We start from the raw sequence: 13,250 nt of genomic DNA on the forward strand, positions 1-13,250 counted from the left end.
CAACTTTTGCAAGTTATTCAAGCGCCATGATCTCCACCCTCATCATCGTTCTGCCCGTCTTCGCCCTCATCTTTTCAGGTTGGGGAGCATTCAAGCTGAAGATACTGGGGCCGCACGCGATCGCTGAGCTCAACCGTTTCGTTGTTTATCTGGCCTTGCCTGCCCTGCTTTTCGACATCATGGCCAATACCCACGGCAGCGATTTGTGGCAGCCCGGCTTTATCAGTGTTTTCCTGTTGAGCAGCGCTATCGCCTTTGCCCTGCCCTTCGTTATCCGTCTTCGTGGCAAGTTATCTTTAGCCGACAATGCGCTTGATGGGTTGAACGCCGCCTATCCAAATACCGGCTATATGGGCATCCCGCTTTCGATGATCGCTTTCGGATCAGGTGTTCTGGCTGCGACAACGATCTCCATCATCATCACCGTCTGTGTAACCTTTGCCTTTGCTATCATCCTGATCGAGATCGGCATGCAGACGGAAAAGAAGCCGCTGCGCCTTGTCTGGAAAGTCGCACGATCTCTGATCCGCAATCCGCTTCTCTTTGCACCAGCGCTGGGAACGCTCGTATCGTTCTCAGGCCTCACCATCCCTGCTCCCGCCGAAACCTTTCTGAAAATGCTCGGTGGTGCGGCTTCACCTTGCGCACTCGTGGCGCTCGGCCTTTTCCTTGCACAGCCCCGCAAGATCGAACGCGACAGCGTCAATGCAATCGCTTTCCTCGTTTCGGTCAAGCTCATCGTCATGCCTTTGGCAACATGGCTACTTGCGGTCTATGTCTTCGGGCTTCCACCGCATCTGGCGCAGAGTGCAACACTGCTCGCTGCACTACCCGCTGGCACAGGCCCTTTCATGCTTGCGGAACATTATCGCCGGGAAGCCGCCATTACGTCGAATGTCATACTGTATTCAACCGTTCTGTCGGTGTTCACCTTGTCAGGATTCCTCGCTTTAATCCGCTAAACGGTGACACAAAAAGGCTGACTGGACGGCGGAAGCCGGGTCAAAATTGGCGCTTTCGTGGCATTTTCATGAAATGTGAACAAATTTTTACAGTTAAAAATTTCAATAACTTAGCTGGTAAACAAAAGGCTTTTTTCCCTATCACCCCTTATTGCAGTACGAAATGTTCTTTTGTTTAAGCCAATTTGCGCTTAGATTCCGGTTCTCTACCAGCGCGTACCCGGCTTTGTCGGGTGCTTATAAGGAGACAGACCAATGGGACTTACGCGATCTCTGAATGTCCTCATGATCTGTGCAGCATTCGCATTTGTTGCAGCGTTGATAGCAGGCGTTATTCCCTGAATTGGGATAGCCAAGCCATTGCGGCGGCATCGGTTCTTGAGGATAGACCGATCCGTTTTACTTAAAAGAAAGCCCGGTTTACAAACCGGGCTTTTTTTGATTTCAAGCGACTGCCAGTTCGGCCTCTGTTTTAGGCCTTATGCCAATCATATGGCAGATCGCAAACGGCAGATCGGCTCTGTTCATCGTGTAGAAGTGGAAATCCTGCACGCCACGTTCGATCAGATCCATCACCTGCTCGGCCGCAATCGCGGCTGCAACAAGCTGATGGGTCTGCGGATCTTTATCCAGCCCGTCAAAACGCTCGGCCAGCCATGCCGGGATATGCGTCGCGGAGCGGGCACAGAAGTTGCTGACCTGCTTGAAATTATGCACCGGCAAAACACCCGGAACAATCGGGATATATATACCAGCACGGCGCACGCGCTCGACATAACGCTCATAAAGATCATTATCGAAGAAGAACTGCGTGATGGCACGTGTCGCGCCATTATCGACCTTACGCTTGAGCATATCGATGTCGGTGGCGAAATCCGGGCTTTCAGGATGCTTTTCCGGATAAGCCGAAACCGAAATGTCGAAATCGGAAAGCTTGCGCAGACCGCCAACCAGATCGGCACCATTCTGATAGCCACCCTGCGTCGGCACATATTTCTCGCCAATACCGCTGGCAGGGTCGCCACGCAGCGCGACAAAGCGATTGACGCCAAGGGCCGCAAATTCCTGTGCAACGCGATCCACTTCCTCGCGCGTCGCATCAACACAGGTCAGGTGAGCCGCAGGCTCAATATCGGTTTCTTTAAGAATACGCGCGACCGTACGGATGGTGCGCTCGCGGGTAGAGCCGCCGGCACCGTAAGTCACAGAGACGAATTCAGGCTTGAGCGGCGCAAGGCGCGTCACGGTTTCCCACAGACGCTGTTCCATTTCTTCCGTCTTGGGCGGAAAAAACTCGAACGATACGCGGGTGGTCTGGCCGATATCCGATCGGCGGGAAAGACCGTAAAAGCCCATTAGACTGTCTCCGTTATGCTTGCATTTTGCGGCGCTGGATCGGCAATCAGCAAGCGCGGATCATTGGCAAGCCAAAGCTTGACCGTCAATCCGTCGTCACCATTTGCAGCCTTTGGCCCCAATTCAGTCGTCCTGGCAGGTTCAAGCCCTGCATCTTTCAACCATCCCAGCATCTGCTCATCGCTAAAGCCGAGCCTTAGATGCGCATGTTCCTCACGCAGGAACTCGAGTCTGTGCGGTGCAAAGTCAACAATCAGCAAGCGTCCACCGGGGCGAAGCGCACGCGCCGCCTCACGGATTGCGGCGAGCGGATCATCGAGGAAGTGCAGAACCTGGTGGATTGTCACCAAATCGAAATTTTCGCGTTCGACGGGCAGCGCATAGACGTCTCCCTGCCGAACCTGCGCATTGCCGACCGATGCGAGATCGAGATTGGCACGTGCAACCGAGAGCATGTCGCGATTGATATCGATACCCAATCCACGCACATAGAGCGGCGAAAACAGCTCTAACAGTCGGCCCGTACCCGTACCGACATCAAGCATGGCCTGAAAATGCTTGTCGCCAATGATGCCTTTGAGAGCCGCTTCCACGGCATTTTCGGAAACATGCAACTTGCGGATTTCATCCCAGCTGCCAGCATTGGCACTGAAATAAGCTGCAGCCTTTTCCTGACGGCTGGATTTAACCTGCGACAACCGTTCCATATCGCGTTCGATCAATGGATCGGCAGCATCGAGCCTCTGCAGAAGATTGCGTGCGACTTCACCGCACAGCGCATTGTCCGACAAACGAAAATAGGCCCAGGCCCCTTCCTGATAGCGATCGATAAGATCGGCTTCGCCCAGCAGCTTGAGATGACGCGAAACACGCGGCTGCGATTGACCCAGAATTGTGGTCAGGTCTGAAACGGTGAGATCACCCTTGGAAAGAAGCGCAAGGATGCGCAAGCGGCTAGGTTCTGCCACTGCTTTTAACACATCCACCATCTGATCGAGCTGCAAGCGCAATTCGCAATCTCCATACGCTTCTAAAGATATAAAGATATGTTTATATGAAGCGCAAACCAGGCGCAAGGAATTTTCGCAATACAATGCACAGCAAAACTATACCGGCCTTTTGGGAAGTCATTTGAGCTGGAGGACAACCGAGTTATGATTATTGCGAATCTTGCTTCAAGCGTATGAGCGTGAAAGGAAGACGGCTATGAGAGCAGGCACTGTACGCCAGAAGGCAATCGCAAAATCTCTGACGCTTTTGCTTCCTGCGGTCCCCTATTCCGATTCAGAGCCAATTCGCGCGGCAGCTCTCGCACCACATATGAAAACGCTTCCGCCATCAATTGCCGTATGGCTCGCGACTGTAGCCCATGTTCGTCACATGCATACCGATTACGACATGCTGCGTGATGATGGCTATGACAAAGATTCCGCACGCTTCTTTGTAATGGATGCCATCAACTCCAAACTGACGGAATGGCGCGCGACACGCCTCGTCACTGCAGATGAGGATGAAGCGGCGGCAATGTAACCGCCGCCCGAAGGCGGCGCTTATGCATTCGGAATTTAATGGGTGCCATGCCCTTGCAGATAGCCATGTTTGCGAGGATCTGGCATCACAAGTCCCACGATAAACACGATCACCATCATGATGGTGACATACCAGAAGAACCCGCTTTCAAAGCCGATCTTCTTGAACCATAGCGCGACATATTCTGCTGTGCCGCCAAAGATCGCATTGGCAATCGCATAAGAGAACCCGACGCCCAAAGCGCGCACTTCTGCGGGAAACAACTCCGATTTTACGATACCGCCGATTGACGTGTACATACTCACAATGGCCGAGGCGATTGCGATGTAAACAAACGCCATGGTCGGGCTTTGCACCGACCCAAGCACCGTCAGCAGCGGAATGGTCGTCAATACCGACACACCGCCAAAGGCGATCATCATCGGCTTGCGGCCCACCTTGTCGGAGATATAGCCAAACAATGGCTGCATGAGCATGAAAGCAAACAGCGCGACGGTCATAACCTCGCTGGCTGTTTCCTTGTTCATACCGGCCGTATTGACCAGATATTTCTGCATATAGGTCGTGAACGTATAGAAGGTCAGCGAACCGCCAGCAGTGAAGCCGACAACAACCAGAAATGCCTTGCGATGATGCTTCCAGATCGTCGCGAAGCTACCTGCAGCCTTGCTGTTGCGGGATTCCTCAGTCGAGGTTTCATGCAACGTTCGGCGCAGATAAAGCGCCACGATTGCCGCGAGACCACCGATAGCAAACGGAATGCGCCAGCCCCACTCGTGCAGTTGCTCTGAAGTGAGGAAGAATTGCAAAATAACCAGGACCAGAACAGCCAGAAGCTGTCCGCCGATCAGAGTTACATATTGGAACGACGAGAAGAAACCACGACGGCCAGCGAGAGCGACCTCACTCATATACGTGGCGGTCGTACCGTATTCGCCACCAACTGACAGGCCCTGCAGCAGGCGAACCAACAGCAGCAGGAGTGGCGCCCAGAGACCGATGGACTCGTAGGTCGGAAGGATAGCGATTGCAAAAGAACCAAGACACATCATGCTGACCGAAATCAGCATAGAGGTGCGGCGACCAAGCTTGTCAGCGAGACGACCAAACACCCACCCACCGATAGGGCGCATAAGAAAACCAGCTGCAAAGATTGCTGCTGCATTCAGCAGCTGACTGGTCTGATCTTCGGCCGGGAAAAACTGTGACGCGAAATAAAGTGCACCGAATGAATAGACATAGAAGTCGTACCATTCGACCAGATTACCAGATGCACTGGCAATAATCGCATAGATGCGGCGGCGCGTATCGTGAGCGTCGTGTTTCTCTTCGATCTCGCCATTGGCATCAATCTGCATTTCTGCATTACTCATTCTGAAACTCCCGAAAGCAGCCGCAAAAGGGAAGCGACTACATGATCACCCGCCTTGCCTGGGAGAGACAAAACCAGTGATCGTTAATCCCATAATCAATATACTCGGCAGGTGGTCAGACCTCAGACTTTGGTCTGCAAGCCCGCATGACCCTGCCCGAAAGCCAGACAGTCTCTGAAGCTGACCTTGACGCAACATCTTTGAAAACAGATGTCACCACTCCCAATCAAGCGATCCCTGCAGGCATCAAAACTTATTTGGAATTACCTCCGACATCGCAAAATCATAGGATCAATATCGTTTGTATGCAATCTATTACCACAGACTACTATTGGCTGAGGAAGCCTTTCGCGATCATGCAAGTATCTGAATATCAAACACTTTACCGGATCATCATTTAGCCAACCCGGTAAAATCTTTGTGAGAGAGCCCTCGCCCCTAAGCTCGTCGGGCCTCGCGAAAACGATTATCTTATTTTCTGGCAACAATGAAAATTCGTGGGAAGCGCGACAATACACGACCGTCATTCAGTGTTGGATAGAATTCCTCAAGGCGTGATTTGTAGGCTTTCAAAAATTCGCGCTGTTCGTCATCGTCCAATGGATCGAGAAACGGACGCAGCCCCGTGGATTTCACCCACTCAATAATAGCGTCTACATCGGCTAGCTGATGGTTATAAACCACATGCCAGATATCGACGCGGGAAGCTTGATCGATCAAAGCATTATAATAATCGGCAGCAGGCGGCAGCGGTGCCCTGCCCTTATCGCCAATCTTCGCCTTAAAGGGGGCAGTTTTGGCAACTTCACGCATCAATATATGGGTCGGTTCACCCATATTATCCGGCATCTGCACAGCGAGATAAGCACCGTTTTGAAGCTGTGACAGAAGTCGTCGCATCTGCTCCTTATGATCCGGAATCCACTGAAATACTGCATTGGAAAACAGCACATGCGTTTCCGCATCTGGTTCAAACTTTGTCAGATCACCCAGAGCGAAATCCACCTGTGGCAGGCGCTGTCTGGCTTTCTCAATCATATCCGGCGATGTGTCAAAGCCCGAAATCTGGGCATCCGGCCAGCGTTCAGCCAAAAGTTCGGTGGAGTTTCCGGGACCGCAACCAATATCAACCACCTTGCGCGGACTATCGATCGCTATCTGTGCGAGAAGGTCGGCTGCCGGGCGGCTGCGTTCATCCTCAAACTTCAGATACTGTTTTGCGGACCAGTCTTTCATTCTCCACTCCTTCCAAATAAAAAGGCCGGTGCATTGCACCGGCCTCAATTTCTTTAGCGCGTCAGCGGCTTGTAAGTAACCCGCTTCGGATTGACGCTTTCAGGTCCAAGACGACGGACCTTATCCGCTTCATAATCCTCGAAGTTGCCTTCGAACCATTCGACATGGCTATCGCCTTCGAATGCCAGAATATGCGTTGCCAGACGATCGAGGAACATACGATCGTGGGAGATGATAACGGCGCAACCAGCGTATTTTTCAAGCGCATCTTCAAGCGCTGCCAGCGTTTCCGTATCAAGATCGTTGGTCGGTTCGTCGAGAAGCAGAACGTTGCCGCCTGCCTGCAACATCTTGGCAAGATGCACACGATTACGCTGACCACCGGACAGATTGCCGACTTTCGCCTGCTGATCGCCGCCCTTGAAGTTGAACGCACCGCAATAAGCGCGGGAGTTCATTTCAAATTTGCCGAGCTTGATAATGTCGTTACCGCCGGAAATTTCTTCCCAGACATTCTTGTTCGGGTCGAGGTGATCGCGGCTCTGATCGACATAACCAAGATGAACCGTATCACCGATACGGATCGAACCCGAATCCGGCTTTTCCTGCCCGGTAATCATCTTGAACAGTGTCGACTTACCCGCACCGTTTGGACCGATAACACCGACGATACCACCCGGAGGCAGCTTGAATGTCAGGTTCTCGATCAGCATACGATCGCCAAACGACTTGGTCAGACCTTCGGCTTCAATAACCACCTGACCAAGGCGCTCGCCAGCCGGGATCAGAATCTGGGCATCGCCCGGACGCTGATTGTTGGCAGCTTCAACCAGCTGATCATAAGCCTTGATACGAGCCTTCGACTTCGACTGACGCGCTTTAGGGCTCGCTGCAATCCACTGGCGCTCACGCTCAAGTGCTTTCTGACGGGAGTCGTCTTCACGGCCTTCCTGAATCATGCGCTTGGACTTGGCTTCCAGATAGGCAGAATAGTTGCCTTCATATGGAATACCACGACCGCGATCGAGTTCGAGAATCCAGCCTGTTACATTGTCAAGGAAGTAGCGATCGTGCGTGATAAGCAGGACAGCGCCCTCATATTCACGCAGGTGCTTTTCCAGCCAGGCAGTGGTTTCAGCGTCAAGATGGTTGGTCGGTTCGTCAAGCAGCAGCAGATCAGGCTTCGACAGGAGAAGCTTGCAAAGTGCTACACGACGACGCTCACCACCCGAAAGCTTGGTGACATCGGCATCCGCTGGCGGGCAGCGCAGAGCTTCCATCGCCATTTCGACCTGGCTGTCGAGATCCCAGAGGTTCTGGCTGTCGATGAGATCCTGAAGTGCTGCACCTTCGTCAGCTGTTTCATCAGAATAGTTCATCATCAGCTCATTATAACGGTCGAGAATGGCGGTCTTCGCAGCCACACCTTCCATCACGTTGCCGAGCACGGTCTTTTCAGGGTCGAGATGCGGTTCCTGCGCAAGGTAACCACAAGTCGCACCGTCTGCGAGCCAGGCTTCGCCGGTGAAGTCCTTGTCGAGACCAGCCATGATCTTGAGAATTGTCGATTTACCAGCGCCGTTTGGTCCGAGAATACCAATCTTCGCATCTGGATAGAATGACAGATGAAGATTTTCGATAACCTTCTTGGCGCCGTAGGCCTTATTCAGCCCGGACATATGATAGATGAATTGGCGTGCCATAAAGCGCGTCGTCTCCACAGGTTGGAAAGCGCGGTTCGACCTGATGCCGAAGCGCGGGAAATTGCTGCTGGCTATGTAGGCGAAATAGAGCGCGGAAGCAAACATCATCGCACGGATTGCACCGATCACTCTCATTGCGAGAGCGAAGCACCGATTTTCTCATGGCCCAAAATAAATGAAACCGGGCGCGGATATTTCCGTCACCCGGTTTCCCCTCTGGCCACCACTCGGGAAAGTTTCCTCCCTTTCACCGAATGGCCTGCTAGTTATGCCCAAAAGACTGGAATTCAACGCCCCTGAATTCTCTTCAAAACTCCGTCCATATCCCCTGATAAAGATAGATTTGCCTAGGATTTTGCGGTTTTCAAGCGGAATTTGCTCAAAAATTGCAAATGCCTAAAATTAATTCATTCAACTCCTGGATGCCTTTTTTTGAGACGTAACTAAAAGAGAATTTGACTATTTGCGCGGCATAAATTCTGATGATCTCATGACGTTTGAAACCATCCATCACCTGCCTCTGACAAGCGAAATCGCACTGCCCTATAGGCAGTCGCTCACTGCGGCACCGAAAGCTGTCGTGCATATCTGTCATGGACTTGCCGAACATTCGGCCCGCTATGCACGTTTTGCCACAGCGCTAAACCAGGCTGGGTATCATGTTTATGCACATGATCATCGCGGGCACGGCGCCAATATCGGTCCACATGCACCGAGAGGGATGTTCACACCAAAAGACGGCGATAGAGTGGCTATCGGGGATGTTCTGGCCCTGAACCGCCATATTCATGCAACGCATCCGGGCTTACCGGTGGTGTTATTCGGTCATTCAATGGGCGGGCTTATCGCGCTGAACTACACGCTTGCGCATTCGGATACGATTGATGCTGTCGCCGTGTGGAACGCCAATTTCAACGGCGGCATTGAGAACAGTGCAGCGATGGCATTGCTTCATGCCGAACGCATGCTCAAAGGCTCGGACGTGCCAAGCGCACTTCTGCCGAAGCTTACGTTCCGGGCATGGGGTAACTCCATTCCTGGTCATCGCACGGCTTTTGACTGGCTCTCGCGCGATGCTACAGAAGTGGAAGCCTATGTGAATGATCCTCTCTGTGGCTTTGATGCAAGTGTGGCACTCTGGATTGACGTCTTTCGCATGATGAAGAATGGCGCGACCGACAGCAACTTTGCGAAAATCCGCAAAGACCTGCCGTTCAATCTCGTCGGCGGTACGGAAGATCCGGCAACGGATAAAGCCAAAGCCACGCGTAAACTGGCCGACAGAATGCAGGCGATGGGCTTTAGCAATGTTACCTGCACCATCTATCCCGGCACGCGCCATGAAAGCCTGAATGAGATCAATCGGGATGAGGTGACGCAGAATTTTCTGGATTGGCTCACCGAGGTACTTCCGTCCAGCCGCATCTCCGGCTAAAACCTGCAGATATTCAAATACCGGATCAAACTCACGATTTCTTGAAACATCTTGGTTTGCCTCGCAATCAATGTTATGGAGCCCGCCTTGCGCGCTACAGGGCATCTGTACATAAACATTAAGCACACCGGTTTTACGGCAAATGCGCAAGGAATGAAGGAAGCTCCGCTTGGCAACACCAACGATTTCTGTGGTCATCCCCTGCCGCAATGAAGCCGACAATCTCGCTTTTCTGCTCGATGAAGTCGACAGTGCAATGCTTGGTCGCGCATATGAAGTGATCGTCGTGGATGATGGCTCGACAGATTCCACGAGCGACGTACTGGCGGGCCGCATTCATGCAGGCAAGCCTTTGCGCCATATCCGCCATGATCGTTCTGCAGGACAGAGTGCTGCTCTGCGTTCAGGCGTTTTCGCAGCGCACGGCCAGATTGTTGTCACGATGGATGGCGATGGACAGAACAATCCGGCCTATTTGCCCGCGCTCGCAGATGCTCTCATTAATGCAGGCCCCGCCTTTGGTATTGCCGCCGGACAGCGCCTCAAGCGTACAGATACCAAGCTCAAGCAGCTTTCATCACGCTTTGCCAATAATCTGCGTGGTTCAATCCTGAAAGATAAGACCCGCGATTCCGGCTGCGGCCTGAAAGCGCTGCATACCGATCTTTTCCGTCAGCTGCCGTTCTTCGACGGCTGGCACCGTTATCTGCCTGCGCTGGCTCTTCGCGAAGGTTTTGATGTCGTACATATCGATGTCACCGACCGCGAACGCCGCCACGGAAAATCCAATTACGGCATTCTGGACCGCGGCCTGCGCGGTATTCTCGACCTTTATGGCGTTTGGTGGCTGCGCAAGCGCCGCAAGGTTGTGCCGCGCGTGACGGAGATTACCCATGACTGACATTCTTAACAGTCTCGTTCAATGGCTTCACGATGTATTCGTGGCGCAATGGGACGGCTGGATCATTCTGGGGTTTGTTGCACAGGCCTGCTTTACCATGCGTTTCGTCGTGCAGTGGCTGGCTTCGGAAAAAGCCAAGAAAAGTGTCATGCCGGTGGCATTCTGGTTCTTTTCGTTGTTTGGCGGCGCGCTTCTTCTGATCTATGCGATCCAGCGCAAAGACCCGGTTTTCATCGCCGGTCAGGCCTTGGGTCTGATTGTCTATGTCCGCAATCTCTGGCTCATCGCCAACGAGAAGAAACTTACAGCAGAAGAATGATCAACTGCCAGAACGCGAAATATTGAAGACTTGAAAATAGTTACAGTATAAACCAACTCATTCGCATCGTATTTATTTACCTCCAAAATGGAGGTAAATATGATGAGTTTTATTTGCAAATTAGTTTCATACACATTGATTTCCCTGATCGTCGCAGGAACAGACATATCCTATAGCAAGACAACCTCCTCGTCGATGAAACTTGACGGAAGACCATCCAATATACCTGAAGATTACATGGCCACACCGCGTGGATATGCACACCCGGATTGCATCGTAACCATCGAAGAGGGTGAAACTGTTAAAAGCGACGGAAAGATCGCAAAAGCAGACGGATCGGAAAGAAACATCAAAGACTGCGATTACACTCAATATTCAAAATACGGAAAAGAGATCAGCTCCTCCAATTTGGACATTGATCTCAACAACCGGACCATCGGAGGATGGGAGGCATCGATAAGCCATCAATTACCGCGTGACAACGGCGTCCGGAAAATTGTCGGAGAGTGGACCGTTCCACACAATCCACGGTCATTCGGACATCAAGTTCTGTTTTTGTTTAATTCAATACAGACTTACGGCCCCATCATAATTCAACCTGTCCTGGGCTTTAATCAGAGCGGGGCCCTGGGACCTCAATGGTCTATTGCCAGCTGGGCCGTAGGCCCCAATCTATGCACGAACGGATATTGCAAAACTGGCAATACGACGGTTCAGCCCGGCGACATCGTAAGAGGAACTCTCACACGAGATATACCCGTTGGAATCGATCCACAGTCCGTGAAGAAATGGCTCATAACCATCTCCGTTCTGAGAAACGGTGTAGAGGCGGGATCGCAAAATCTCAATGTCGAGCTGCCCGACAGCAATTACAGGAGTTTCGACGAGGCCGTTTACGAGACTTATGACGCTGAAACATGCGATCAGATAAGTCTCCTGAGTAATTTGTCGACATTACACACAAAATTCGCGACCAAAGAACTATTCTGGAGGAATGGTTATCCCGGCGTGGGCCAAGCCGAGTCTTTGATCGCTGATCGCAAATGTGGCGTTGAAACAAACATAGACCGTGGTTGGACCAGCGAAATATATTACGGTGCACCAAACTGAGCGTTACACTTTCGCCGTCAGCCTACCGCGTCCGACAGAGCGGTAATCGATATCCAAGCCAGCAATGTCTTCAGATTTGTAGACATTGCGCAGATCGATCAGCACATTGCCTTCCATCACGCTCGCGATACGCTTGAGATCAAGTGCACGATAAGCATTCCACTCGGTTAGCAGTGCTACGACACCAGCGCCTTTTGCTGCTTCATAAGCTGAACTACACCAGATCACATCCGGCAGGACCATTTTGGCAGCATCCATTGCCTCAGGATCATGGGCACGAACAGAAATGCCTGCGTTCTGGATAGCCGCAATAATGTCGAGCGATGGTGATTCACGAATATCATCCGTATTCGGTTTGAACGCGACACCAAGCACAGCAACTGTCTTCGCGCCGCTCTCGTGAGCAGCGGCAACAATGCGCTCCGCCATCGACTGTTTGCGTGCTTCGTTGACTGCAATTACTTCTTCGATCAGAGACTGCGGTGCATCGTATTTTTTGCCTGTAGCAGCAAACGCACGTGTATCTTTCGGAAAGCACGAGCCCCCGAAACCCGGACCTGCATGCAGGAATTTCGAGCCGATGCGGTTATCCATGCCAATGGCGCGCGCAACTTCCTGCACATTGCCACCGGTCTTTTCGCAAAGATCAGCAACCTGATTGATGAAGGTTACTTTCATCGCAAGAAATGCATTGGCCGCATATTTGATGATTTCGGCATTTTCCAGCGATGTGACAACCATCGGCGTCTCACGCAGGTAAAGCGGGCGATAAAGCCGCTGCATGGCAGCCTTGCCGCGCTCATCATCAACGCCAACCACCACACGGTCAGGGCGCATGAAATCTTCAATCGCGGAGCCTTCGCGCAGAAATTCCGGGTTTGATACCATCGAGAATTCAACACCCGGACGTGCTGCGGCAATACGATCACGAATACGCGCATTGGTACCAACTACGACCGTCGACTTGATGACGACTACCGCACCCGGCTTCATGGCTGCTGCAATTTCGTCGGCAGCCGCCTCAATATATTGCAGATCCGCTTCGCCATCACCGCGCCGCGATGGTGTGCCGACAGCGATCAGGATCACATCGGCATCTGCAACGCTGGTTGCAAGATCAGTACTGAACTCAAGCCGTCCGTCACGAATATTTCGCGCCATGAGCTCATCAAGCCCCGGTTCAAAAATCGTGACCTTGCCCGCAGTCAGCCGCTCGATGATCGACGGATTCTTGTCGACACAGGTAACGTGAAAGCCAAATTCGGCAAAACACACACCCGAAACCAGACCCACATAGCCCGTTCCGATCATCGCCAGCTTCATAT

At 52.2% G+C, this 13,250-nt stretch carries 13 protein-coding genes; 7 read left to right on the plus strand and 6 right to left on the minus strand.

Annotation, left to right across the window (positions count from 1 at the left end; translation table 11 throughout):
* Positions 1-26 precede the first annotated feature (26 nt).
* Positions 27-962 carry an AEC family transporter gene (locus C9380_RS08435; protein ID WP_024899570.1) on the plus strand — a complete coding sequence of 312 codons (936 nt, stop codon included), beginning with the start codon at positions 27-29 and terminating at the stop codon, positions 960-962.
* A 444-nt stretch (positions 963-1,406) separates the two neighbouring features.
* Here C9380_RS08435 and metF read toward each other — a convergent pair whose 3' ends face one another.
* Together metF and C9380_RS08445 are read right to left on the minus strand one after the other, a co-directional pair.
* On the minus strand, positions 1,407-2,318 hold the full coding sequence (metF, locus tag C9380_RS08440) for a methylenetetrahydrofolate reductase [NAD(P)H] (RefSeq protein ID WP_024899569.1): 912 nt from the start codon (positions 2,316-2,318) through the stop codon (positions 1,407-1,409).
* Positions 2,318-3,307: an ArsR/SmtB family transcription factor gene (locus C9380_RS08445; RefSeq protein WP_036568070.1), complete on the minus strand. Its 990-nt coding sequence runs from the start codon at positions 3,305-3,307 to the stop codon at positions 2,318-2,320. The genes metF and C9380_RS08445 overlap by 1 nt, the downstream gene beginning before the upstream one ends.
* Before the next feature lie 217 nt (positions 3,308-3,524).
* Here C9380_RS08445 and C9380_RS08450 point away from each other — a divergent pair, with 217 nt between their 5' ends.
* Positions 3,525-3,848 (plus strand): DUF2293 domain-containing protein, encoded by a 324-nt coding sequence (locus C9380_RS08450; protein WP_100558763.1) that lies wholly within the window; start codon positions 3,525-3,527, stop codon positions 3,846-3,848.
* Between the two features lie 35 nt (positions 3,849-3,883).
* Here C9380_RS08450 and C9380_RS08455 read toward each other — a convergent pair whose 3' ends face one another.
* Positions 3,884-5,221: an MFS family transporter gene (locus C9380_RS08455; RefSeq protein ID WP_128093367.1), complete on the minus strand. Its 1,338-nt coding sequence runs from the start codon at positions 5,219-5,221 to the stop codon at positions 3,884-3,886.
* A 146-nt stretch (positions 5,222-5,367) separates the two neighbouring features.
* Between C9380_RS08455 and C9380_RS08460 the strand changes: the two genes are divergently transcribed.
* On the plus strand, positions 5,368-5,622 hold the full coding sequence (locus tag C9380_RS08460) for a hypothetical protein (protein WP_111786487.1): 255 nt from the start codon (positions 5,368-5,370) through the stop codon (positions 5,620-5,622).
* Between the two features lie 70 nt (positions 5,623-5,692).
* Here the strand turns inward: C9380_RS08460 and tam are convergent, their stop codons facing one another.
* On the minus strand, positions 5,693-6,457 hold the full coding sequence (gene tam / locus C9380_RS08465; protein WP_128093368.1) for a trans-aconitate 2-methyltransferase: 765 nt from the start codon (positions 6,455-6,457) through the stop codon (positions 5,693-5,695).
* A gap of 53 nt (positions 6,458-6,510) precedes the next feature.
* Complete coding sequence (ettA, locus tag C9380_RS08470; RefSeq protein ID WP_024899564.1) at positions 6,511-8,160, minus strand: energy-dependent translational throttle protein EttA; 1,650 nt, start codon at positions 8,158-8,160, stop codon at positions 6,511-6,513.
* 490 nt (positions 8,161-8,650) lie between these two features.
* On the opposite strand from ettA, the gene C9380_RS08480 reads away from it, so the two are divergent.
* The 4 genes from C9380_RS08480 to C9380_RS08495 all read left to right on the plus strand — a co-directional run bounded on the left by C9380_RS08480 (position 8,651) and on the right by C9380_RS08495 (position 11,925).
* On the plus strand, positions 8,651-9,595 hold the full coding sequence (locus tag C9380_RS08480; protein WP_024899563.1) for an alpha/beta hydrolase: 945 nt from the start codon (positions 8,651-8,653) through the stop codon (positions 9,593-9,595).
* A 169-nt stretch (positions 9,596-9,764) separates the two neighbouring features.
* Complete coding sequence (locus tag C9380_RS08485; protein ID WP_024899562.1) at positions 9,765-10,496, plus strand: glycosyltransferase family 2 protein; 732 nt, start codon at positions 9,765-9,767, stop codon at positions 10,494-10,496.
* Entirely contained in the window at positions 10,489-10,815 is a 327-nt protein-coding gene (locus C9380_RS08490; protein ID WP_024899561.1) for a lipid-A-disaccharide synthase N-terminal domain-containing protein, read from the plus strand. The genes C9380_RS08485 and C9380_RS08490 overlap by 8 nt, the downstream gene beginning before the upstream one ends.
* A 99-nt stretch (positions 10,816-10,914) precedes the next feature.
* The gene (locus tag C9380_RS08495) at positions 10,915-11,925 is read left to right on the plus strand and encodes a hypothetical protein (protein ID WP_100558759.1); all 1,011 of its coding nucleotides are present in this window, start codon (positions 10,915-10,917) and stop codon (positions 11,923-11,925) included.
* A gap of 3 nt (positions 11,926-11,928) precedes the next feature.
* Here C9380_RS08495 and C9380_RS08500 read toward each other — a convergent pair whose 3' ends face one another.
* On the minus strand, positions 11,929-13,248 hold the full coding sequence (locus tag C9380_RS08500) for a UDP-glucose dehydrogenase family protein (protein WP_105705746.1): 1,320 nt from the start codon (positions 13,246-13,248) through the stop codon (positions 11,929-11,931).
* Positions 13,249-13,250 lie beyond the last annotated feature (2 nt).

The sequence above is a fragment of the Brucella pituitosa genome, assembly GCF_003049685.1.
GTDB lineage: Bacteria > Pseudomonadota > Alphaproteobacteria > Rhizobiales > Rhizobiaceae > Brucella > Brucella pituitosa.

Bases quoted from the DNA above. Each gene is read 5' to 3' on its own strand.
- C9380_RS08435 (WP_024899570.1), top strand. From the start codon at position 27: ATGATCTCCACCCTCATCATCGTTCTGCCCGTCTTCGCCCTCATCTTT.
- metF (WP_024899569.1), bottom strand. From the start codon at position 2,318: ATGGGCTTTTACGGTCTTTCCCGCCGATCGGATATCGGCCAGACCACC.
- C9380_RS08445 (WP_036568070.1), bottom strand. From the start codon at position 3,307: ATGGTGGATGTGTTAAAAGCAGTGGCAGAACCTAGCCGCTTGCGCATC.
- C9380_RS08450 (WP_100558763.1), top strand. From the start codon at position 3,525: ATGAGAGCAGGCACTGTACGCCAGAAGGCAATCGCAAAATCTCTGACG.
- C9380_RS08455 (WP_128093367.1), bottom strand. From the start codon at position 5,221: ATGAGTAATGCAGAAATGCAGATTGATGCCAATGGCGAGATCGAAGAG.
- C9380_RS08460 (WP_111786487.1), top strand. From the start codon at position 5,368: ATGACCCTGCCCGAAAGCCAGACAGTCTCTGAAGCTGACCTTGACGCA.
- tam (WP_128093368.1), bottom strand. From the start codon at position 6,457: ATGAAAGACTGGTCCGCAAAACAGTATCTGAAGTTTGAGGATGAACGC.
- ettA (WP_024899564.1), bottom strand. From the start codon at position 8,160: ATGGCACGCCAATTCATCTATCATATGTCCGGGCTGAATAAGGCCTAC.
- C9380_RS08480 (WP_024899563.1), top strand. From the start codon at position 8,651: ATGACGTTTGAAACCATCCATCACCTGCCTCTGACAAGCGAAATCGCA.
- C9380_RS08490 (WP_024899561.1), top strand. From the start codon at position 10,489: ATGACTGACATTCTTAACAGTCTCGTTCAATGGCTTCACGATGTATTC.
- C9380_RS08495 (WP_100558759.1), top strand. From the start codon at position 10,915: ATGATGAGTTTTATTTGCAAATTAGTTTCATACACATTGATTTCCCTG.
- C9380_RS08500 (WP_105705746.1), bottom strand. From the start codon at position 13,248: ATGAAGCTGGCGATGATCGGAACGGGCTATGTGGGTCTGGTTTCGGGT.